Origin of the sequence: Brachybacterium avium (genome assembly GCF_002216795.1) — a bacterium.
GTDB lineage: Bacteria > Actinomycetota > Actinomycetes > Actinomycetales > Dermabacteraceae > Brachybacterium > Brachybacterium avium.
Genome location: NZ_CP022316.1, coordinates 1,365,283 through 1,387,217, shown reverse-complemented (window position 1 = coordinate 1,387,217; position 21,935 = coordinate 1,365,283). Strand labels below are relative to the sequence as shown.

Annotated in this window: 21 protein-coding genes and 1 pseudogene; 12 read left to right on the top strand and 10 right to left on the bottom strand. The window is 71.5% G+C overall.

Annotated features, from left to right (window positions below; genetic code table 11):
- Nucleotides 1–67 precede the first annotated feature (67 nt).
- A complete protein-coding gene (locus CFK39_RS06305) occupies nt 68–1,270 on the top strand; it encodes an acetyl-CoA C-acyltransferase (RefSeq protein WP_089064748.1) in 1,203 nt (400 codons plus the stop codon).
- 345 nt (nt 1,271–1,615) lie between these two features.
- Here the strand turns inward: CFK39_RS06305 and CFK39_RS17445 are convergent.
- Nucleotides 1,616–1,811: pseudogene (locus CFK39_RS17445) on the bottom strand (IS1634 family transposase); the annotation flags it as partial.
- 48 nt (nt 1,812–1,859) lie between these two features.
- Here CFK39_RS17445 and CFK39_RS16180 point away from each other — a divergent pair.
- A complete protein-coding gene (locus CFK39_RS16180) occupies nt 1,860–2,003 on the top strand; it encodes a hypothetical protein (protein ID WP_157697085.1) in 144 nt (47 codons plus the stop codon).
- On the opposite strand, the gene CFK39_RS06300 is transcribed toward CFK39_RS16180, so the two are convergent.
- The 4 genes from CFK39_RS06300 to CFK39_RS06285 all read right to left on the bottom strand — a co-directional run bounded on the left by CFK39_RS06300 (nt 1,990) and on the right by CFK39_RS06285 (nt 5,570).
- Nucleotides 1,990–2,580, bottom strand: coding sequence for a hypothetical protein (locus tag CFK39_RS06300; RefSeq protein WP_157697084.1), 591 nt, complete (start codon nt 2,578–2,580; stop codon nt 1,990–1,992). The genes CFK39_RS16180 and CFK39_RS06300 overlap by 14 nt on opposite strands.
- Before the next feature lie 213 nt (nt 2,581–2,793).
- Complete coding sequence (locus tag CFK39_RS06295) at nt 2,794–3,207, bottom strand: hypothetical protein (RefSeq protein WP_245822949.1); 414 nt, start codon at nt 3,205–3,207, stop codon at nt 2,794–2,796.
- Between the two features lie 399 nt (nt 3,208–3,606).
- Nucleotides 3,607–4,749 (bottom strand): Gfo/Idh/MocA family protein, encoded by a 1,143-nt coding sequence (locus tag CFK39_RS06290; RefSeq protein WP_089064746.1) that lies wholly within the window; start codon nt 4,747–4,749, stop codon nt 3,607–3,609.
- Nucleotides 4,746–5,570: a sugar phosphate isomerase/epimerase family protein gene (locus tag CFK39_RS06285; RefSeq protein WP_089064745.1), complete on the bottom strand. Its 825-nt coding sequence runs from the start codon at nt 5,568–5,570 to the stop codon at nt 4,746–4,748. Before CFK39_RS06285 ends, CFK39_RS06290 begins: the two co-directional genes overlap by 4 nt.
- Before the next feature lie 137 nt (nt 5,571–5,707).
- Here CFK39_RS06285 and CFK39_RS17290 point away from each other — a divergent pair, with 137 nt between their 5' ends.
- The 5 genes from CFK39_RS17290 (at nt 5,708) to CFK39_RS06265 (ending at nt 8,332) form a co-directional block, all read left to right on the top strand.
- Nucleotides 5,708–6,052, top strand: a complete 345-nt coding sequence (locus CFK39_RS17290) for a TetR/AcrR family transcriptional regulator (RefSeq protein ID WP_338027704.1) — start codon at nt 5,708–5,710, stop codon at nt 6,050–6,052.
- Entirely contained in the window at nt 6,052–6,372 is a 321-nt protein-coding gene (locus CFK39_RS17285; RefSeq protein WP_338027715.1) for a TetR family transcriptional regulator C-terminal domain-containing protein, read from the top strand. The genes CFK39_RS17290 and CFK39_RS17285 overlap by 1 nt, the downstream gene beginning before the upstream one ends.
- A gap of 51 nt (nt 6,373–6,423) precedes the next feature.
- Entirely contained in the window at nt 6,424–6,660 is a 237-nt protein-coding gene (locus CFK39_RS06275) for a hypothetical protein (RefSeq protein WP_089064744.1), read from the top strand.
- Entirely contained in the window at nt 6,657–6,992 is a 336-nt protein-coding gene (locus CFK39_RS06270) for a type II toxin-antitoxin system PemK/MazF family toxin (protein ID WP_089064743.1), read from the top strand. Before CFK39_RS06275 ends, CFK39_RS06270 begins: the two co-directional genes overlap by 4 nt.
- 176 nt (nt 6,993–7,168) lie before the next feature.
- Complete coding sequence (locus tag CFK39_RS06265) at nt 7,169–8,332, top strand: MFS transporter (RefSeq protein WP_245822948.1); 1,164 nt, start codon at nt 7,169–7,171, stop codon at nt 8,330–8,332.
- A gap of 21 nt (nt 8,333–8,353) precedes the next feature.
- Here the strand turns inward: CFK39_RS06265 and CFK39_RS06260 are convergent, their stop codons facing one another.
- Nucleotides 8,354–9,553, bottom strand: coding sequence for an LPXTG cell wall anchor domain-containing protein (locus CFK39_RS06260; protein ID WP_089064741.1), 1,200 nt, complete (start codon nt 9,551–9,553; stop codon nt 8,354–8,356).
- A 135-nt stretch (nt 9,554–9,688) separates the two neighbouring features.
- Here CFK39_RS06260 and CFK39_RS06255 point away from each other — a divergent pair, with 135 nt between their 5' ends.
- From CFK39_RS06255 to CFK39_RS06245, 3 genes are read left to right on the top strand one after another with little or no spacing between them, the layout of a single operon-like run.
- Nucleotides 9,689–10,735: an AAA family ATPase gene (locus CFK39_RS06255; RefSeq protein ID WP_089064740.1), complete on the top strand. Its 1,047-nt coding sequence runs from the start codon at nt 9,689–9,691 to the stop codon at nt 10,733–10,735.
- On the top strand, nt 10,732–12,093 hold the full coding sequence (locus CFK39_RS06250) for a DUF58 domain-containing protein (RefSeq protein WP_089064739.1): 1,362 nt from the start codon (nt 10,732–10,734) through the stop codon (nt 12,091–12,093). Before CFK39_RS06255 ends, CFK39_RS06250 begins: the two co-directional genes overlap by 4 nt.
- Entirely contained in the window at nt 12,090–14,600 is a 2,511-nt protein-coding gene (locus tag CFK39_RS06245) for a transglutaminase TgpA family protein (RefSeq protein ID WP_089064738.1), read from the top strand. Before CFK39_RS06250 ends, CFK39_RS06245 begins: the two co-directional genes overlap by 4 nt.
- 72 nt (nt 14,601–14,672) lie before the next feature.
- On the opposite strand, the gene CFK39_RS06240 is transcribed toward CFK39_RS06245, so the two are convergent.
- Together CFK39_RS06240 and CFK39_RS16745 are read right to left on the bottom strand one after the other, a co-directional pair.
- Nucleotides 14,673–16,094 (bottom strand): NAD(P)/FAD-dependent oxidoreductase, encoded by a 1,422-nt coding sequence (locus CFK39_RS06240; protein ID WP_157697233.1) that lies wholly within the window; start codon nt 16,092–16,094, stop codon nt 14,673–14,675.
- Between the two features lie 490 nt (nt 16,095–16,584).
- Nucleotides 16,585–17,268, bottom strand: a complete 684-nt coding sequence (locus tag CFK39_RS16745) for a hypothetical protein (protein WP_245822947.1) — start codon at nt 17,266–17,268, stop codon at nt 16,585–16,587.
- A gap of 164 nt (nt 17,269–17,432) precedes the next feature.
- Here CFK39_RS16745 and CFK39_RS06235 point away from each other — a divergent pair, with 164 nt between their 5' ends.
- Nucleotides 17,433–19,043, top strand: coding sequence for a 5'-nucleotidase C-terminal domain-containing protein (locus CFK39_RS06235; protein WP_245822946.1), 1,611 nt, complete (start codon nt 17,433–17,435; stop codon nt 19,041–19,043).
- 238 nt (nt 19,044–19,281) lie between these two features.
- Entirely contained in the window at nt 19,282–19,947 is a 666-nt protein-coding gene (locus tag CFK39_RS06230; RefSeq protein WP_089064736.1) for an SRPBCC domain-containing protein, read from the top strand.
- 349 nt (nt 19,948–20,296) lie between these two features.
- Here the strand turns inward: CFK39_RS06230 and CFK39_RS06225 are convergent, their stop codons facing one another.
- Nucleotides 20,297–21,103 carry a class I SAM-dependent methyltransferase gene (locus tag CFK39_RS06225; RefSeq protein WP_089064735.1) on the bottom strand — a complete coding sequence of 269 codons (807 nt, stop codon included), beginning with the start codon at nt 21,101–21,103 and terminating at the stop codon, nt 20,297–20,299.
- A 71-nt stretch (nt 21,104–21,174) separates the two neighbouring features.
- Nucleotides 21,175–21,867, bottom strand: a complete 693-nt coding sequence (locus tag CFK39_RS06220; RefSeq protein ID WP_089066311.1) for a hypothetical protein — start codon at nt 21,865–21,867, stop codon at nt 21,175–21,177.
- Nucleotides 21,868–21,935 lie beyond the last annotated feature (68 nt).

Genomic DNA, 21,935 nt, shown 5'->3' with positions numbered 1-21,935 from the left:
GGCAGCCGCCTCTCGTCCGGCCCCCGCGGCCGCACCCCGAGGGCCGCATCCGTCAAAGGAGCACGCCATGACCCGAACCGACACCTCCGCCCACGAGCCCGTCATCGTCGGCGGCGCCCGCACCCCGTTCACCCGGCTGCTCTCGCAGCAGGCGGCACTGACCGCCGTGGACCTCGGCGCGCACGCCATCCGCCACGCCCTGTCCCGGTCCGGGCTCGACGCCGCCGCGGTGGACACCGTGATCATGGGCCATGTGGTCCAGGCCGGTCAGGGCCAGAACCCCGCCCGGCAGTCCGCGCTCGCCGCAGGCCTGGCCTGGGACGTCCCGGCCGTGACGCTGAACAAGGTGTGCCTGTCCGGGCTCACCGCCGTGATCGACGCGGCCCGGCTGATCCGCACCGGCGAGGCCACCGCCGTGATCGCCGGCGGCCAGGAGTCGATGAGCAACGGCCCCCACCTGCTCAGCGGCTCCCGGAAGGGCTTCAAGTACGGCCCGGCGACCATGCTCGACTCCGTCGCGCACGACGGGCTCACCGACACCCTCAGCCACGAGTCGATGGGCGACCTCACCGAACGCGGCAACGCCGAGCGCGGGATCGACCGCCGTGCACAGGACGAGGTCGCCGCTGCCTCCCACCAGCGGGCCGCCGCCGCGACCGAGGCCGGGATCCTTGCCGAGGAGATCGCGCCCGTCGAGATCCCCCAGCGCAAGAGCGACCCGCTGCGGGTGGACCGCGACGAGGGTGTCCGCCCGGACACCACCGCCGAATCCCTCGCCGGGCTGCGCCCCGCCTTCGCGGAGGACGGCACCATCACCGCCGGCAACTCCTCACCGCTGTCCGACGGAGCAGCGGCGCTGGTGATCACCTCGCGCGCCTTCGCCGAGGAGCAGGGCCTCAGGATCCTCGCCGCGATCGGGGCGCCCGGCCAGGTGGCGGGCCCCCGCGACTCCTCCCTGCACTCCCAGCCCTCCGGCGCGCTGCGGGCGGCGCTGACCCGCGCCGACTGGCAGGCGCGGGACCTGGACCTGCTCGAGATCAACGAGGCCTTCGGGGCAGTCGTGGTCCAGTCGCTCGCAGACCTCGACTTTCCGCTGGAGCAGACCAACATCCACGGCGGCGCCATCGCCCTCGGCCACCCGATCGGGGCCTCGGGTGCCCGGCTGGCCCTGACCGCCGCGCTCGAGCTGGCCCGCCGCGGCGGCGGCCGCGCCGGGGTGAGCCTGTGCGGAGGCGGCGGCCAGGGCGAGGCCCTCCTGCTCAGCGCCTGACCCGGAGCGGACGCCCCGCTCCGCCGCGCCCAGCCCACCGAGCGCCGGGTGCCGTCGGGCGCCGGGTGCCGTCGGGCGCCGGGTGCCGTCGGGCGCCGGGTGCCGGGCGCCGGGTGCCGGGTGCCGTCGGGCGCCGGCGCGTGCCGTCGCGTGCGGACGCGTGCAGATGCGCGCTGAGGACCTATGCGAGGTGGTCGCATGAGTCCTCAGCGCGCATCTGTCGGCGTGAACCGGCCATAAGTGCTCGTGGTGGCCGGCCTGGGGCTGGCTGGCAGGGTTGGTGCTGGTAGCCGGACTGTGGCGGTCCTGCATGGTCAATTCACTCGCAGAGGGAGCAGCAGTGCTGGTCAGATCGTGATCGAGCGCTTCCTGCCCCATTCGCAGGCGTTCGCTGCCCAGATGCATCAACGCTGCCGGCTCCGCCTCGGAATGCGCGGAGCCGAGATGCTCCGAGAGCCCTGTGACGGCGACCGTACGTGGCCACGACCTGAACAGCTGCCGCGCCAGAGGCTGTCTTCACCGTCCGCAAGAACGGCGCCATCCCAAGCTCCTACCACCACGTCAGTGACCCACAATCGTGGCCGACCGCGTGCTGACCGACATCAATGCCCTGACGATCGCCCGCGCAGCCGGCCGACCGGAGGCCCGGGACATGATCCTGCCGCCAGACCCCGCGCAGCCGAGCGAGAAGTTCTCCCGGAGCTCTCACTGCGGCAAGCTCAGCGGCTCTTGATCTTGCAGTAGGTCTGGACGGCGACCAGGTCGGCGTCGTCCTCGCGAATCCTCGTCCGGTGCGGGATGGTCGCCGGCTCGTCGAGACCGCGATCGACGTACCGCATCCAGTAGGCCCAGCAGATCCCGGTGCCCTGTGCCGGGTGCCCGTGCTTGGACAGGAACCTGATCCCCAGCGGCAGGGTGCCGTCGTCGAGCGTGACTTCTTCGCGCAGCGCGGTGGCGATCGCCGTCGTCAGCACCCTGTCATCACCGGTGAGGTGGGCGAGCGTCAAGGGCTCCTCCAGGGGCCCCTCGGCTGTGGGCCACGGGTGAGGCAGGAGATCCTCGAGCGCGGTGATCGTCTCGGTGGCCGTGATGTCAATCCACCAGCCGGTGGGGAAGCTGAGGGTGTAGAGCCCCCTGCCCTCCCGGAAGGCGCGGGGCAGCCAGCTGGCCTTCATGGTTCCGGCCTCGTCCCATTCGGCGACGATGTCGTACCAGAGCGCATCGAGGTTCTTCCCCATGGCGTCGGCGATCGGCTGGAGCGCGCGGCGCTGAGCGCTGACGTCGGTGCGGTACGGGGCCAGCAGCTCCATGTAGGCCGTGACCCGGTCGGCGCACGCGTAGATCGTCCGCCCAAGGGTGTCGTACCGGCTCCAGGCCTGTGGGCTCTCCCCCGCTGGACGAGGGACTGGGCTGAGGGGGCCATAGGACTCGCGGGCGATGCGTAGCGCGGAGACCGGGCCCGCCACGAGGGCGAGCCCGGTCCGCGAGCAGATCCGCTGATCGAGCGATGCCATCGCCGTGGGTCAGCCGCTGAACGAGTCGTCGACCAGGGCCTGAGCGGCCGTCGCGACCTCGGGGAGGCGACCTTCACGGATGGCGTTCACCGGAGTGTCATATCCCAGCCAGGGGTTCGCTCCAATGAACCACACACGGGCGGTGTGCTCGCCTTCGGCCTCGGAGACCTTCTGCCACTGCTCGTAGGCGAAGTAGAGGCGCTTGACGGTCTCCGGTCGAGGGTTGGGCCCGGTGGACTTCGCCCACTTGTGGGAGGACTTCGTGTCCGAAGAGCCGGCGAGAGCCGAGACCAGCGTCCCTCCGAGCGATGCGTTCAGACGCCGGGTGACCTCGCGAACGTCGAGGGTGATCGCACGCCGGTAGGCCAAGTTCTGGTTCGGGCGAGCATCTGCCGAGGTGCCTGAGGAAGTCGTGGGAACCATGGGTGCCTCCCTTCCAAGGGGTGTCAACGCATCTTACCGCTTCTTTCCTCGCTGTAGCTACCTTCTTGCCACCCAAATTACACCTCCGCCCTTCCAGGAGCGGACGAGCACAGGATGCCGCGCTCGATTCCACCGACCGCGAAGAGATCTCCTGAATCGGCTGTGAGTGTTCGTGGTGGCCGGCCGCATCGATCGCGCGCTGCCCCGCGCGCCTGGTCGTCGACCACCGTCGCGCCGATCCGATGGAACGTATGCGGGTCGAACCGGGCAGAGGCGCCGGAGCATGCAAATGCGCGCTGAGGACTCATGTGACCACGTCACATAGGTCCTCAGCGCGCATCTGTCGGTATCAGCCAGCGGCGGGGCACCAGTGAGCCGGCCTGCCCGGGCCGGCGGGGCTCAGACGGTGCGGGCCAGCGGGTCGAAGTCCGCCGGGACGGCCGGGATCTCGGAGACCGACGACTCCACGGTGACGAACTCGCCGCTGGCTGCGGACTCCTCGGCCGAGAGCATCACGTCCAGCACGTGGTAGCCCACCTCGCCGGTGGCGATGTGCGGGCGACCGGTGTGAATGGCGCGGACCATGTCCAGCAGGCCCAGGCCGCGGCCGGTGGCGGGACCCTTCTGCGTCACCTCGATCCATTCCTGCTCCGGCGGGCGCTCGCCGAAGGACTCGAAGGGGCGCACGTAGGCGATGCGGCCCTCGAACATGTTCGGATCGGGCACGATCAGCGAACCCTCGGTGCCGTGGATCTCCACGATGCCCTGGCGGGCCAGCGGCGAGTCGAAGCTCAGCAGCGAGGTGCCGGTCTGGCCGCCCGCGAACTGGGTGAGCACCGAGATCGTCGAGGGCACCTCGACCGGGAAGGTGGTCCCGGCCTTCTCGCCCACGCGGATCTCGCGCTCCTCGCTCGCCTTCAGCCCGACTGCGGCGACCTTCTCGACGGTGCCGAACAGGCTCACCAGGGTGGTGAAGTAGTACGGGCCCATGTCCAGCAGCGGGCCCGCACCCTGGGCGAACAGGAAGCCGGGGTTGGGGTGGAACACCTCGGGGCCCTGCCACTGCATGGAGGTCTGCGCGAACAGCGGCCGACCGATCAGCCCGTCCAGCACCGCCCGCTTGGCGGTCTGCACGCCCGCCCCGAGCACGGTGTCCGGAGCGCAGCCGATGCGCAGCCCGGCCTCGTCGGCCTGTGCCAGCAGCGCGGCGGTGGACTCGCGGTCCAGGCCCAGCGGCTTCTCGGTCCACACGTGCTTGCCCGCCGCGATCGCGGCGGAGGAGATCTCGACATGGGTGGCGGGCAGGGTCAGGTTCACCACGACCTGCACGCCCGGATGATCCAGCACGTCCTGCGCGGTGCCGGACGCCGGCACGTGGTGCTTCGCCGCCTGGGCCGCGGCGCGCTCGGTGTTGATGTCGCCGAGGATCAGCACCTCGACGTCCGGGAAGGAGTTGAGGTTCTCCAGGTAGGTGTCGGAGATGACGCCGACGCCGATGAAGCCGATGCCCACCGGGGAGGAGAAGGGGGAGAGGGTGGTCATGCGGCGAGTCCTCCGTCGATCAGGAAGCGGTAGCTGTTCTCGATGTCCGAGAAGACCTCGCCGGGGGCGTTGTCGTACTCGATGACCGCGTACTTGACGCCGGTCGCGGCCTGCATCGCCTCGATGGTGGGGACCTCGCCCTCGCCGGCGTGGCGCTGGTCCAGGCTCGAGGAGCTGAACTTCGGGGCCTCGGGGGCGAAGGGGTTGGTCTCGGGCTTGATGCCGTCCTTGACGTGGATCGCGACGAGGCGATCGCCGAGCTCCTTGACCAGTGCCACGACGTCCTGACCGCCGACCAGCGCCCAGTACAGGTCCAGCTCGATCGCGACCGACGGCTCCACCAGCGACAGGAAGCGCTGGTAGGCGCTCTGGCCGTCGAAGTCCGCGAGGAACTCCTGGGCGTGGTTGTGGTAGCCGACGGTGAGCCCGAACTGCTTCGCGGTCTCGGAGGCGGCGTTGAGGCGCTCGGCGATGTCCTTCACGCCGTCCTCGGTGAGCCAGCGCTCGGTGGGGACCATCGGATCGATGACGGTCTTCATGCCGATCTCGGCGGCGGCCTCGAACACGACCTCGTTCGCCGGGGTGGGGATGGAGCCGTCCGGCGTCCACAGCTCATCGGACAGCAGCGGCGCGTGCCCGGTGGGGGAGGCGAGGCCCGAGGCGTCCAGCGCGGCCCGGATCTCCTTGGGGCGGCGCACGAAGTCGAACGCCTCGACGTTCTTCAGACCGATCTGCGCGAGCTTGTCGAGGGAGCCGTTCATGTCGGCGGAGAACTCCGTGGCCAGCGTGTACAGCTGGACGGAGGCGAGGGGCAGTGCCACGTCGAACCTGCTTTCATGCGTCGTTGTCAGAGGGCGGGGCGGCGCCGTCGAAGGACGCGCGAGGGTCACCCTACCATCAAACCACCAGGTGGAGGTTTTTGCTGGCGAGCGCTCCCCAGGGTGGGTACATTGGCGTCATGAGCACCGAGGATCCCGCCAGCGGCACCACTGAGGAGACCCCGTCGGCCGCGCCCGATCCCGCGCCCTCCGGCGCCGCGCGCCGCATCGGCCGGGCGGGCTCCTACTCCAAGGGGATCGCCCGGAGGCAGGAGATCCTCGACCGCGCCATCGAGGTGTTCCGCGAGCGCGGGGCCGACGGCACCTCCCTGCGCCGCATCGCTGAATCCATCGGCATCTCGCACGGCGCGCTGCTGCACTACTTCTCCTCCCGCGAGGAGCTGCTGGTCGCCGTCTACGAGCATGCCGAGAACCGCCCCGATCCGGAGCGGGGGACCCCAGCCAGGAGCGCTCGGTGGAGGTGATGGCCAATGCGGCGCTGTCGAACCTGAAGGTCCCGGGCCTGGTCCAGCTCTACTCCACTCTGGTCGCGACCGCGCTCGAGGTCGACTCCGGGCCCGCCAAGGAGTATTTCACCGCCCGCTTCGAGCGAGTGCGCGACAACCTCGAGCGCAAGCTGCGCGAGGACCAGGAGACCGGGCTGGTCCGGTCCGATATCGACCCCGCCCGCACCGCCGCCCTCGTCATCGCCGCGAGCGACGGCCTGCAGATCCAGTGGCTGCTGGAGCCCTCGATCGCGCTGCAGGAGACGCTGGAGACCTTCGCTGTGCTGCTCGCGCCGTGAGGCGACCGCCACGCCCTTCCCAAATGTAGACGTTTCGTCTACAATTGGGGCATGGCTGCTACGGAGACCACGACCGTTCGAGTTCGACGACCCGATTCAGAGCGTCTTCAAGTGCTCGCCAAGTCCCGTGGGACTTCGGTCATCGATGTTGTGCATGTGGCGATCGACGCGCTCGAGCGGAAGGAGTTCCTCGAGGGGCTCGCTGCGGATTACGAGCGGCTCCGCGACGACCCCGAGCGCTGGGAGCAGTATGTGGCCGAGCGACAGGAGTGGGACACGCTCTCGTGATCTGGCGGGGAGAGGTCTACGACGTCGATCTCGGTCAGCCGATCGGTCATGAGCCGGCGTTCCGGCGCCCGGCCGTCGTGGTGTCCGTCGACATCCTGAACAACGGACCTGGCGGGCTGGTCATGGTCGTACCTGTCGCCTCTGCCGCCTACGGTCTGCGCAGTCACGTCGAGGTGGAACCGGGCACCAGCGGCCTGGGACACGTCTCCTATGCCCGGTGCGACCAGCTGCGGGCCGTCTCCACTGAACGGCTCATGACCCGCCGAGGCAACGTGGGCCCCGAGGAGCTGAGCGAGGTCGACCAGGCGCTGCGCTTCGTGCTCGACCTCTGACGGGGCGCGGCCGTCACCGCCGGGCGCCCGGCGGAGCAGCACGTCGAATTCCTCCGTCGCCCGCCCTTGCGCCCGAGAAAGGCTGAACCCCGCTGAACCTGCCCGTCACGCGCCGCTTCGGCCCTCTGCGCGACAAGCACTCCCGCCCCTACCTGGTCACCGCCGGGCTCTCGATGATGGCCGACAACATCGAGCACGTCATCACCTACTGGGCGCTGTGGGAGGTGTTCGCCTCGCCCTGGCTGGTGGGCTTCCAGGTGATCAGCCACTGGCTGCCGTTCCTGCTGTTCTCCGTGCTGTTCGGGGGCCTGGCCGAGAAGTACGACTGCCGGCGCATCATCCAGGCCGCCCAGATCCTGTTCGCCCTCGTCTCGCTCAGCTGGGGTCTGCTTTTCCTCACCGGGACGCTGGAGATGTGGAGCGCCTGCGTGCTGCTGGTGCTGCACGGCCTGGCGGGCGCGCTGTGGGGCCCGGCCGAGCAGCTGATGCTCCACGACTTCGCCGAGCCCCCTGAGCTGCCCAGCGCCGTGCGGCTGAACGCGACCTTCAAGAGCCTCGGCGTCCTGGCCGGTCCGGTGGTCGGCTCGGCGCTGCTGCTGGCGCTCGGGCCGACGTACGGCATCTTCGTCAACATCCTGTTCTATCTGCCGATGAATTTGCTGATGATCCGCACCCCCTTCACCGGGCACGTGCGCAGCGGCCATGTCCACAGGGAGCGGATCTCGATCCTGGACACCCCGCGGGTGCTGCGCACCGTCAGCAATGACCGGGTGCTGGTGGGGATGATCGCGCTGGCAGGCCTGATCGCGGTGTGCGTGGGCGCCTCATTGCAGGTGGCGATGCCGAACTTCGCCCAGAATCTCGGTGCCGGGGACAAGGCCGGGATCGGGTACGGCGCGCTGCTGTTCGCCAACGGCATCGGGGGAGTGGTGGGCGGGATCCTGCTCGAGGCCACCGGGATCCTCAAGGTCGACGTGCGCGGCGCCGTGATCGCCGCGGTGATGTTCGGGCTCACCTCCCTGATCGTGGCCACCACCGGCCACTACGCGGTGGCGCTGATCGCCCTGGTGATCGGTGGCATCGCGAACCTCGCCGCGACCGCGATCGGTCAGGCGCTGGTGCAGCTGCGCGCCCCGGAGCACCAGCGCGGACGCGTGGTGGGGGTCTACTCGATGATCGGCAGCGGCATGCGCACCGGCAATGGGATCACCCTCGGCTGGCTCGGTGCGCTGCTCGGCGTCAGCGGCGCGGTCGCCGTGGGCGGGGCCGCACTGGTGGTCGGGGCCCTGCTGATCGCGGCGCTGATCGCGCTGCAGGCCCGACGGGAGCTCCGCGCCTGAGCTGGGGAGCCGCGTCGGAGGTCAGTCCCGCCGACGCCGCTGATGCCAGAGCAGACCGGCACCGCTGAGCAGCGCGAGCCCGGCGAGAGCCGCGGGTGTGGAGGCCTCCATCCCGGTCTCGGCGAGCTCCTCACCGCCGCTGTCAGAGGCCTCGTCGCTGTCGCCGGAACTGTTCCCGTCCGCCCCGTCGCTGTTCCCGTCCGCCCCGGAGGCTTCGACCTCCGCCTGGACCTCGGCAGGGGAGAGACCCACCTCGCCCTCGGAGACCCCATGCGCGAACAGGGAGGTCATCAGCACTGCGAGTGCGGCCGCCTGCTTCTGATCGGCGCTGTACTCGGGCGTCGAGGGCGGGGCGTCGTCGGTTGCCGAGCCGGGGTCCGTCGGGGTGGAAGAGTCGGGGGACGGCGAGGAGGCGCCCGGCCGGTCGGCGGCCGATGGCGGCGCAGAATTCTGCTCCTCATCCTGCGAGGTGCTCGGGGCGGGGCTCGCGGGTGTCGAGGGCGTGCCCTGCGAGTCCTCACTGTCCTGACCACCGGGCTCAGGCGCCGAGCTGGTCGGGCCCCCGGTCGGTGCCGGGGTCGATGGGTTGTTCGTGGAGGCCGGTGCGGTGGGCGCCGGGGTCGACGGCTCGTCGGTCGGGGCCGGGGTGCTCGGCTCGTCCGTCGGTTCGGGATCGGTGGGAGCCGGTTCGGTCGGCTGTTCCGACGTCGGCGGGTCCGTCGGCTCCGCGGTCGTCGGCGGATCTGTGGGCTCCTCCGTCGGCTCCTCGGTGGGCTCCTCGGTGGGTTCCTCCGTGGGTGGATCCGTCGGTTCCGGCTCCGCGGCGTCCTCCACGGTGAACGTGGTGCTCGCGGTAGCGCTTCCGACCTTGATGACGGCTTGATAGTCGCCGACTGCGCCCGGCGTGAATGAGGCGTAGACAGACTGTCCGCCGTCGGTCCGCACTGTCTTCGAATCTTGCGAGTCGCCGTTGCCCTGGATGAAGATCTCGACCGTGCCCTCCGAGCGCGTCGGGAAGCAGTCGCCGGAGACCTCGACGGGCCCGCCGAGCTGTGTCGAGGTCGCCGTCGCGCTCGGTGCGGCCTCGACGCAGTCCCCGTGCCCTGTCGGCGCACCCGCCACCGGCGGGGCCAGTGCGAGAGCGGGCGCCGCAGCGCATGCCATCGCGAGCAGGAGCCCGGCGCCGAGCCTCACGAGGGCTCGGCCGCGTGGGACGAACATCGGAACTCCTCGGGCACGACGGTTTGGACCAGTCATACTGTATGAGGCATCGCCACGAATAATCACCTGGGCTGTTCATCAGGTGGCAAATTCTTCATGAACAACAGTGCCAGCGATGACTCAAAGGAGTTCGACATGACTCAGGATGACATCGCTGTCCAGGCTCCCAGCGACCCCCAAGACTCCCGCAGCCACTCCCGCGAGGCCGGGGGACCCCTCTCCGAAGCGCAGGCCCGCGAGATCGCCGCCGAGGCCGAGAGCGTGGTCGCGGAGATCGCGACCGTCGTCGAGGGCAAGGACGAGGTGGCCCGCATCGCGGTGCTGGTGCTGCTGGCCGGAGGGCACCTGCTCATCGAGGACATTCCCGGGGTGGGCAAGACGATGCTCGCCAAGTCCCTGGCCGCCTCGCTCGGGGCCGAGCGCCACCGCATCCAGTTCACCCCCGACCTGCTGCCGGGCGATGTCACCGGTGCGAGCGTGTTCAACCAGGCCACCAGCGAGTTCGAGTTCCGCCGCGGCGCGGTGTTCACCCAGATCCTGCTGGCCGACGAGATCAACCGCGCCTCCCCGAAGACCCAGTCCGCCCTGCTGGAGGCGATGGAGGAGCGACAGGTCACCGTCGACGGCACCACCTACGCCCTCGCCGAGCCGTTCATGGTGGTCGCCACCGCCAACCCGGTCGAGATGGAGGGCACCTACCGCCTGCCCGAAGCCCAGCGCGACCGCTTCCTGGCCCAGACCACGATGGGATATCCGGTGCCCAGCGCTGAGGCGCGGATGCTCGCCACCCAGACCGGACCCGTCCCCGAGGGCGATCATGACGTGATCGATGCCGTCATCACCCGCACCAGCCCCGAACGCATCGCCGCCCACATCTCCCTGGTGCGCAGCGTGTACGCCTCCCCGGTGATCCTCGACTACGCGGTGCGCCTGGCGCAGGCCACCCGCAGCCACCCCCAGGTCACCCTCGGCGCCTCCCCGCGCGCCGCCGTGCACCTGGTGCGTGCCGCGAAGGCGAAGGCCGCGCTCACCGCGCGCACCTTCGTCACCCCGCAGGACATCTCCGACGTGATCATGCCGGTATGGCGCCACCGCATGCACCTGACCCCGCAGGCCCTCTCCCGCGGAGCGAGCGCGGAGGAGCTGGTCGATCAGGTGCTGCGCAGCACCGCGCAGCAATGACCCCGCGCCCGGGCAGGATCCTGCGCCCCACCGGGCGGGGCCTCGCGGTGCTCGGGCTGTGCCTGGGCCTGTGGCTGCTGGGGGACCTGGCCCGGGTCACCCCCGCCCGGCAGCTGGCCGCCGCGCTGCTGCTCATGCTGGTCGTCGGGGCGGTCGGGATCGCGGTCAGCGGCGTCGGGCTGCGCGCGCGGCGATACCTGGTCGACGACGCGGTGCCCGTCGGCGCCTCTGCGAGGGTGATGCTCGAGCTGGAGGGCCCCGCCTGGATCACCGTGGTGCCGCTGGGGCGCGGGATCGTGCGCGAGCACCTGCCGGAGTCGCTCGGCGGTCAAGGAGACCTGCCACTGGCTGCGCGGATGCCGCATGTGCTGCACGTCGGCCGACGAGGCGGGCACGAGCTGGGCCCCTACTCGCTGATCGTCCGCGACCTGCTGGGGCTGTTCCACCTGCGCCGCACCGTGGAGGACGGCCTGCACCTGACCGGCCTGCCGGTGGTCGGTGTGATGGAGCCGGCCGCCGAGCGCGCCACCGGCATCAGCCGCGAGGGGGCCCGCAGCGCCGCCCCCGCCCCGGGCATCGGCGAGATCGGCCCCATCGCCCGCCCCTACGCCAGCGGGGACGACATCCGCCGCATCAACTGGCGCGCCAGCGCCCGAACCGGCCAGCTGATGACCCGCGAGGAGGAGCCCGCCGCCGGGCAGAGCGCCGTGATCGTGCTCGACACCACCCGGCGCGAGAACCCCTCCGCCGAGGTGGAGGACGCCCTGGTCTCGCACGCCGCGACCGTGCTGGACGCCCTGGGCCGCAGCGGCTGGGAGGTGCGCATCGTCGACGCCTCCGGGGACGAGATCACCCGCACCGGCCGCCGCCGCGGCCTCTCCGGCCCGTCCCCGCTGGGCCGCGAGGCGGACGCCGTCGCCCAGCGCGCCTCCCTGCTCGCGCTCGCCGACGTCGACTTCGACGACGACGCCTCCGGTGGCATCGGCCGGGATCACGCCGCCGGGCACACCGCCCTCGCGATCGCGCTGGGGCCCGACGACGGCGACCCCTTCTCCGGACTCCAGCTGGACCGCTTCGCCGGCCGCGCCGCCCACCGCACCGCGATCGCGCTCGGCCCCGCCCTCGAGGAGCCGGATGCTGCCCATCCCGCGCAGCCCCCGCACCGGGCCCGCCGGATCGGCCCGGCCGACGGGGACGACTTCGGTCACGCCCACCTGCAGCACGCCGCGGAGCTGGCGGCGGTCCGCGAGCGGCACGCCCCCACCCGCTCCCCGCTGGGCCGCTGGACCCTGGTGCGCGGCACCGCCGCCGACACCCTCACCGACCTGCTCACCGCCGACGAGGAGCAGAGCCGATGAGCCCGCTGATGGGCCGGCCCGCGCTCGAGGGCAGCCACCTCACCGGCCGGGCACTGCTGCTGCTGGTCGCCATCCTGCTGGCCTCGGCCCCCGCCTCCCAGCTCCTGGCCGGCTCGTCCTGGTTGGTGCTGACCCTGGTCGCCGCGGCGCCCGTGATCCTCGGCGGGGTGGTGCTGCGCACCGTGGTGCGACGCCAGATGCTGGTGCCGCTGGCCCAGGCTGGACTGCTGATCCTGCTGGTGCTGGTGGTCGAGACGGTGCTGGGCCTGGCCCCCTGGCAGGACGGACCGCTCGCCGTGGTCCGCGACCAGGCGGAGATCGCCACCCGCGGCGTGAACGAGCTGGCCTCGGGGGTGCCCCCGCTGGCCCTCGGCGCGCCCGGCGCCGTGCTCATGGTGGCGCTGATCGGGCTGGTGACCCTGCTGCTGGACCTGATGTTCCTGGACCTGGGCTGGCACACCCCCACCGCTCTGCTGGTGAGCAGCGCGGTGCTGATCCCGGCGCTGCAGCACCCGGCCGGCGGCCAGTGGTGGCAGGTCGCTGCCCCGGTGCTGGCCGGGGCGGCGCTCTTCGCGACCCGCACCGTCCACGCCGATCCCCGCTACCTGCGCGGGGACCGTCGGCCGCAGGCGGGGCCTCCCGCGCATCGCGGCCGCACCCTCGCCGCGGTGACAGTCTGCGTGGCGCTGGTCGCGGTGCTGAGCCCGCTGCTGGGCCCCGCTCTGCCGCAGCTGGCCCCGGCCCGGCTCGCCCTGAACATCGACCTGCTCGAGCGCTGGCAGGATCCCGACGCCCCCGCGCTCGGACCGGTGATGATCGATGACGACGTCTCCGTGCGCCGCTCGCTGCTGCAGCGGGAGGACACCGAGGTGCTGCGCTACACCACCACCGCGGAAGACCCCTCCTACCTGCGCCTGCGCACTCTGAACACCTTCGACGGCGAGACCTTCCGCGGCACCGCGGAAGGCGACGCCCTGGTGATGGGGGTGGCCGCGTTCAGCGATGCCCGCGACGACGGCGTGGCCGTGCACGGCAGCGCCGACGACTTCATCGAGACCGACGTCGAGATCACCAACCTCGCGGGCCAGCGCCTGCCCGTGCCGGATAACGTGCGCTCCGTCCGAGGGGCCGACCCTGTGCTGAACCGGGCGATGACGCTGCAGCCCTCCAACGGCGAGGTGGCGCTGTCCTACGTGCGCTCCGGCCTGCTCGGGCAGCGGTACAGCGTCCAATCCGAACCGGCCACCGCCACCGCCGAGCAGCTGCGCGGAGTGGACCCGGCCGTGTTCGCGCAGCCCTTCGACGCGGGCTACACCTCCCGGGACGACGTGCCCGAGACCGCGACCGCGCTCGCCGACCAGCTGGTCGAGAGGGATGGCGCCGACAACGCCTACGACACCGCCGTCACCTTCCAGGACTACTTCCGCAACTCCTTCGCCTACTCGCTCACCGTCAACTCCCCACCGGGCGAGGATCCGCTGGAGTCCTTCCTGGACGATCGCGTGGGCTACTGCGAGCAGTTCGCCGCCTCGTTCGCGCTGATGATGACCTCGCAGGGGTATCCCTCCCGGGTGGTCATCGGCTTCACCCCCGGCGAGCAGGACGGGGACGAATGGTCCGTCAGCTCCACGAATGCGCACGCCTGGCCCGAGGTGTGGTTCGGTCCCGAGTACGGCTGGGTGCGCTTCGAACCGACACCGGCCGCGGCCGCCAACGGGGTGAGCCCGCCGGAACGGACCGACCCCTCCGATCAGGAGCAGGCCCCCGCCCCGGAGACCCCGACTACGCAGGACGAGCCCGCCGAGGAGACGCCCGACGAGCAGGGCACCTCCGAGGAGGAGACCACCGAGGACCCCGCCACCGCCCAGGACTCCGACGGCGGTGACCTCGGCCCCTCCGCCGCCACCGTGCAGCGCGTGAAGTGGGGGGTGGTGATCACGATGGCGCTGGGCGGGCTGCTCGCCGCTGTCGCCGCTGCGGCCGTGCTCGGCATCCGCCGCCGCCGTCTCCGCGCTCGCGACGCACGCTGGGCCGCCCTGCTGGACAGCGGCGACGGTGATGGCGGGCTCGCCTCCGCACTCGCCGTGGAGCGGCGATATCGCGGGGCAGGAGAGCTCGCCTGGTCCGAGATCACCCGCGAGCTCTCGGTGCGCGCGTTCGCGATCCGCTGGCTCCGGATCACCGGGGCCTGGGGCAGCGACCCCACCCCCCTCGCGCTGGACGCCGCACTGGCGCCGCACCGCGCCCTCGAGGATCTGCTCGCCCACATCGAGGCCGCCGGCCTCGAGATCACCGACGAGCACCACGCCGCCGCGGCCCGCATCGCCGATGCCTTCACCACCGCCCGCTACGCGGCGCCGCTGCCGGGTGAGGGCGCCGCTTCGCCAGCGGTGAGCCCCCAGCCGTCGCGGCCGTCCCAGCCTTCACCAGATTGCGCCGCCCGGGCATCACACCCGCTCCGCCAGGACGCGGACCAGCTCATCGACCTCATCCGCCGCACCCGCTGACCGCACAGTCATGAGCGCCCCACTTCCACACGCGGAAGCAGGGCGCTCATCATTCCGGAGCAGCTGCGGGATTCAGTCCCGTCCGGTACCCCCGGTGCCCTCGGCCGCCCGGATGCCGGCGGTCGCCCCGGCGTCCTTGCCGAACATGCGGCGCGGGGCCTGCTCTTCGAAGATCTTCGCCGCCCGCAGCGAGTCCACCTCGCCCACGACGGGGTTCGGCTGGTGCGTGGCGCGGGAGCCGCCGTATAGCGAGACCAGGTTCATCGCGACCGCACGCTGGTTGCGGTGGCCGATCATCTTGGTGATGTGCACGCCGAGCCAGGCGGCCCAGCCGAGCGAGCCCGAGAGCCCGCCCAGGAACGGGATCTCCGCGATCGCGGCATGGCGGCCGATGGTGGCCATGGTGCCCAGATCGGTGTACGTGAACTTCTTGCGCGGTTTGCCGTCGACCTCTGCGGAGATCGCGCGGGCCGCGGCCTGGCCCATCTGGATCGCGGGCTGCGCGAGCTGGGGGAGAGCCTCGTCCTGGCCGGCGATGTCACCGGCGGCATAGACCCCGGGGAAGCCCTTGACCTGCAGGTAGTCGTCCACCGAGAGGCGGCCGCGCCTGTCCTGCGGGAAGCCCCACTCGGAGATCGCCTGGGGGATCGCGACGCCGGCGGCCCAGATGGTGATGTCGGATTCGAGGATCGAGTCGTCATCGAGCACCACGTGGTCGTAGCCGACCTCCTTGACCCCGTGGCCCAGCCGCAGGGTGACGCCGCGGTCGCGCAGCTCGTCGGCCGCGTACTGGCGGTACTTGGTGGAGAACTCCTTGAGCAGCTCGTCGCCGCGCTGCAGCACCGTGACCTGGAGGGTGCCCGGATCCATCTCCGGATAGAGGATGTCCAGCTCCTGCATCCGGAAATCCGCCAGCGCGCCGGCGATCTCCACGCCCGTCGGCCCGCCGCCGACGATGCACACGTGCAGCTTGTCGTGGCTGTCCCCGGCCTCGCGGCTCGAGCGCTCCAGCTCGGAGAAGACGCGGTCGCGGATCGCCAGGGCCTGGGCGCGGGTGTACATCGGCATCGCGTGCTCCTCGGCACCGGGGGTGCCGAAGTAGGTGGTGGTCGCACCGTTGGCGATGATCAGGTAGTCGTAGGAGATCTCGTGCTGGCCCTTCTGGCCCTCGTCCAGGCTCACGACCTTCCGCGTCGGATCCACGCCCTCGACTTCGCCCTGGCGGTAGCGCATGTTCGGCACCTTCAGGGACAGGCCGCGCAGGAACATGGTGACGTCCCCCGGGTTCAGGCCGGCGGTGGCGACCTGGTACAGCAGCGGCTGGAACGTCTTGTAGACGTTGCGGTCGATGAGGGTCACGCGCACCCGCGCATCGCGCAGCGCCTCCACGGCGTGCGCACCGGCGAACCCCCCTCCCAGGATGACCACGTGCGGCCAGCTCGCGCCGTCCTTCGCGGGGACGGTGGGGCGACGGGTGAAGAAGGGCATCGGCATGACCATGAGGAGGACTCCTTGAGCGGCGCATGGGCGGCCCGGCCGGGGCTGGTGGCCGAGCGGGTCGCGGTCCGCGTCTGGAAGAGGGAGGGAGCGTCGGAGTGAGGGGCTGGGGACGGTGCCGGAACCGACCCGAGCCGGTGCCGAGAACATCGAGAAGACGTCACGGGCGGGGGTCGAGTGGACCATCCGAAGTCCTCGCCGATGGTACCCACTCGGCTCCGGCAGGGCTACGAGCAGCCCGGCCGCGGGTACGAGGTCACACACGGAAAGCGGTCACCGGAGATCTCGACCCTTCCAGCCCGCTCGCAGGCGCCCCGATCCGCCCCCACCACCGGGTCACGGGGAGATCACGATATTCCTGCTGGCGGCGCCCGGCGAGCGTCTGACCACCACCGAGGTGAACTGTCGATGACGAGCGGGGACCAGGTCGGCGAAAACCGGGGCGGAGACGGCGTCGATGGGGTGTGATGGAGCAGCTCGTGTCGAGTCATCCCCCTCCCTGCCCCCAGGAGCATTCATGATGGACAACCCCGCGCGCCGCATCGGGCGCGGTGTGAGCGTCGGCCTCAGCGCTGCCGCGGTCGCCTTCGCATCGGCCGTGATGCCGATCGGTGCTGCCGCCGCTGCTGAACCCGACGACCAGGTCAGCCTGATGACCTTCAACGACTTCCACGGCGCCCTCGGTGGCGCCGCCGGCATGGTCTGCGCCGTCGAGACGGTGCGCGCCGAGGCCGATAGCTCCTTCCTCTTCTCCGCCGGGGACAACGTCGGCGGCTCCGCCTTCGCTTCCGCCGTCCAGAACGACGAGCCCACCATCGACGTGATGAATGCGATGGGTGTCGATGCCGCCGCGATCGGGAACCACGAGTACGACCAGGGCCTCGACGACCTGCTGGACCGCATCGCGCCGCGCACGGACTTCCCGGATCTCGCCGCGAACGTCTTCTATGAGGGCACCGGCGAGCTGGTCCACGACGCGTACGCGATCGTCGAGCGCGACGGGGTGCGGGTCGCGGTGGTCGGCGCGGTCACCACCAAGACCGTCGGCAAGGTGAGCCCGGCCGCGATCGAGGGCCTGAGGTTCGGCGACCCGGTCGACGGCGTCAACGCCGCGATCGAGGAGCTCGACGCCTCCGGTGAGCAGTACGACGTGCTGGTGGCCAGCTACCACGAGGGCGCGAGCGTGAGCGCCGAGCCGGGCATCGCCCCGCAGAACACCGACCCGATCTTCGACAAGATCGTCGAAGAGACCTCCCCGAGGTCGATGCGATCTTCAACGGCGACTCCCACCGCATCTACAACTTCAACGCCCCCGTCCCCGGCCAGGACGGCGAGGTGCGCCCGATCATCCAGACCGGCGCCAGCGCCGAGAACCTCGGCGTGGTCACCCTCCAGCTCGGCGAGGACGGCGACTGGGACGTGCTCGGCGAGCCCGAGAACCGCGCCACCGCCCTGCCCGAAGGCACGGAATGCGCCGTCGACACCGAGGTGGTCCGCGAGGTCACCGAGATCGCGCGGACCGCGATCGACGAGGCCGCCGTCATCGGCACCGAGCCCGTCGGCTCCGTGGCCGGGGACGTCACCACCTCATGGGCCGATTCCAAGGCCTCCTACGTCGACGGCATCCGCACCCCGAACACCGAGGTCGGGAACCAGGCCATCACCAAGGGCGATGACCGCACGCGCCACTCCGCCGCGGGCGACATGCTCGCGGATTCGATGAAGTGGTACCTCGAGGACGCCGGCCTGGACGGCGAGCACGAGGTCATCGGGTTCATGAACCCCGGCGGCATCCGCGCCGAGCTCTGGTACGACCAGTCGGACGCCGACGAGGGCGATGGCGTGGTCACCTACGCCGAGGCCAACTCGATGGTGCCCTTCGGCAACACCCTGAACTCCGGTGAGGTCACCGGTGCGCAGTTCGTGCAGATGCTCGAGGAGCAGTGGCAGCGCACGGCCGACGGCGGCTCGGTCGATGCGGGCGATGAGGCCTTCCTCGCCTTCGCGGTCTCGCACAACGTCGAGTACGTCTTCGACTCCAGCCGCGCGCTGGACGACCGCATCGTCGACATCCGGATCGGCGGCGAGCCGATCGACCCCGACGCGACCTACACGATCGTCGCCGCGAGCTTCCTCTTCGAGGGCGGCGACAACATGTGGGCCCTTTCCGAGGCGGAGGATGTGCGCGACTCCGGCGTGCTGGACCGGGACGCGTTCATCCAGTACCTGGAGGCCACCCCGGATCTCACTCCGGACTTCGCGCAGCGCCAGCTCGAGATGCAGATCCTCGACGGCGGCGAGTACGACTCCGAGGCCGGCATCGACCGCGACCCGGTGCTGCGGCTCGGCAACGTCGAGTCCCAGAGCCTCGGCGCCCCCGAGATCGCCACCGTGGTCGTCGACGCCGGCGAGTACGGCACCTTCGAGGCGCCCTACGCCTACGTCGAGGACGCGGGCCGGCTCTTCGCCGACGTCACCCTCACCGACTGGATGTGCGTCCCCGAGGGCACCGTGGTGCCGCTGACGATCACAGCGATCCCCGAGACCGGGACCGAGATCGTCACCGAGATCGGCTCCTTCACCTGGACCGAGGGCGGCACTCCGGACGAGTGCGACACCGACGACGGTGACGACGACACCACCCCGCCCCCGAGCGACGGCGATGACGATGCCACCACCCCGCCTGCGGGTGATGGCGATGACGACGCCACCACCCCGCCTCCGGCCGGCGGTGACGGCCAGGATGGTGACAATGCCCAGGATGGCAGCACCGTCGCCACCCCGGTCGGCGACAGCACCTCCGGCGACACCACGGCGGGCGGCTCCGACCGCTCCGATCTGGCCCGCACCGGCGTGAGCCTCGGCTCGCTGATCGCGACGATCAGCGTCGTCACCCTCGCCGGAGCCGGTGCACTGGCACTGCGCCGCCGGATGTCGCAGCGCTGACCCATCCCTGACGACGGAGGGGCCGGGCCCCACCCGGGCCCGGCCCCTCCGTCAGCTCGGAATTCCCGTCCCCTCGATCCTGGCCCGGTGCGGGGCGATGCCCGCGAGTCGTGTGCACACTGGAACCATCGGTGGTTCCGAGGCCCACATGACTGAGGAGCACCTGGTGGATGAGCCGCCATCACCCCCGCGCCGGGCATGCCGCCCGGCACGGCACCTACCGTGAAGGAGACCTGACATGGTCGATGTCCCCACCCAGCTGCAGTCCGTGACGCGCACCTATCGCCTCGAGGAGCGCGACGGCCAGGCGGTGCACGTGCAGTCGCTCGAGCAGACCTACCCCGCGGCCCTCGCCGACGTCTGGGACGCCCTCACTACCGCCGAGCGCATCCAGCGCTGGTTCCTGCCGATCAGCGGTGACCTCCGGCTCGGGCGCCGTTATCAGTTCGAGGGCAACGCCGGCGGGGAGATCCTCACCTGCGAGCCGCCCGAGGACGGCGCGGCCGAATTCTCCGTGACCTGGGAGATGATGGGCGCCGTGTCCTGGGTGACGCTCCGCCTGGCCGCAGACGGCGAGCAGGCCACCCGCGTCGAGCTCGAGCACCTCTCGAACGTCGCCGACATCCCCGCCGAGATGTGGGAGACCTTCGGCCCCGGCGCGACCGGCGTCGGCTGGGACGGCGGCCTGCTGGGCCTGGGCCTGCACCTCGGGGCGACCGAGGGCTCGCTGGCCCCGTCCGAGGCCGAGGCCTGGACGCTGACGGACGAGGGCCGCTCCTTCTACCGCGGTGCGGCCGACGGCTGGGCCGTGGCCCACACCGCCTCCGGCGAGGACGCCGAGGTCGCCCAGCAGCGGGCCGACGCCACCTACGGCTTCTACACCGGCACCGACCAGGAGGGCTGAGCACCCGGCTGCCCGGCGCCCGCCTGCCCGGCGCCCGAGCCAGCACCACGGCACCCCAGCACCCCGGCACCTCGGTGCCACGGCCCGGGGCGTCGGGCCGTTGCACCCAGTGGCGCTCAGCCAGCACACGACGCCCATTTAGGCGATGCATGCTGGCTGAGCGCCACTGCATGCCAGCCGCCGTCACCGTTACCAGCCGCAGCCGCAGCCGCAGCCGCAGCCGCAGCCGCAGCCGCAGCCGCAGCCGCAGCCGCAGCCGCAGCCGCAGCCGCAGCCGCAGCCGCAGCCGCAGCCGCAGCCGCCGCCGTCGCCGTCGCCAGCCGCCGTCGCGCCCGCCACGGAACTCTGCTCACACGGCTCGGGCGATCACCACGAACTCCCGCCCGGGCCGGTCCGGGGCGTCCCGGACCTCCTCGACCGCGAAGCCGGTCACGGTGAGCGCAGCGCGCAGCTCGGCCTCGTCCCGCCACCGCAGCGTGGATGTCGAGGTGAGGGTGGTGCCGTCCGCGAAGCTGAACTCGTCGGTGAAGGTGACCAGCGGCAGCGCCACCTCGAACGCCCGGGGCCGGGTGATCACCCGGCCCAGGCCCGGCACCTCGTGCACCTGGTCCTCGGCATCCGCCTGCCAGTCCTCCCAGGCGCGGCGCTCCGGCCGACGCGCCTCGAACACCAGCGCCCCACCCCGGCGCAGCGCGGCTCGGATCGCGCGCAGCGTCTCCTCCCAGGCCTCGTCGGTGACGAACACCTGCGCGACGTTCCCGGTCATCACCGCGGCATCTGCCTCCAGTGCGGGGAGGTCTGACGCGGTGCCGTGGATCCAGCGCACCGCGTCCGCATGCGGCTTGGCGCGGGCGATGTCGAGGGAGGCGCGCGCCGGGTCCACTCCGGTCACGCGGAGTCCGTCGGCCGCGAGGCGCGCGGCGAGCGATCCGGTCCCGCAGCCCACGTCGATCACGGAGCGGGCACCGAGCTCGGCGAGGATCCGCTGGTAGTGGTCGAGGTCGTCGCGCTCCCCGTCGAAGGTGTCGTAGCAGGCGGCCAGCCGCGGCTCGGCGTAGATGGCATCGGGGCCGAGGGGCTGGACGCGCGAGGTCGTCGCAGTATCGGACAGCGCGGCTTCGGCGGGCGTGGGGTCAGTGGGCTTGGGCTTGGGCATGGGCGTGAGCGTACGGTGGCCGAACCGGCGCCGACCAGCGGTTTTCGTGGCTGCGACCCGCGGCCGGCAGATCAGAGGAGCGAGGCCCAGGTGGTGTCGGCGTCGATCAGCCAGTGGTTGCGCAGGGTCAGCGCCCGCTCGGTCGCCGCCAGCGCCCCGGCGATCAGCAGTGCGGTGTTGGCCCAGGTGGGCAGCTGGATCGGGGAAGTGAATGTCCCGACCCGTGCCGCGACGACCTCCACGGTGGTGATCATCTCGGCGAGCTGCGGGAGCATCACCACCAGGCCCGCCAGCAGCACGAGGATCGCGGCCGCGCCGATCGCCCTGCTCGTGCGGGGGTGGTCTTTGCTGAAGCGGGCCCGTCGGCCCTCCAGGGAGCGCGGGTGAGGGCGCAGCGCCCGCGGCTGGCCACTGTCGGGCACATGATGCATCCGGGTCAGGCCGTACATGCTGGTCGCGACCTCGATCGCCCCGCCCGGCACCGCGAAGGCGACGGGAGGATTCGCGATCTGCAGCTGCCGGCCATCGCGATAGAGCGCGACCGGCGCGTGGTGGGCCCCCGCGGCGATCTTCCCGCCCTCGAGCTCGGCGGCGAGGAAGCGGACGTCGACGGTGAACGGGGCGGTGCGGCCGGTGTGCTCGTCGGGGTCGAGGAAGAACTGGGTGCGGGTGAGCAGCTGCCACCAGCGCAGATCCTGCAGTGCGCTGCCGTCACCGGGCTTGGCGCGGCGGAGCAGACGGGAGTGCTGCAGCTGCGTGAACATGGATCTCCTGGAGGGGACGAGGCGGGCCCGCGCGATCGCGGCACACCCCCATTCCAGCCGATCCTCCG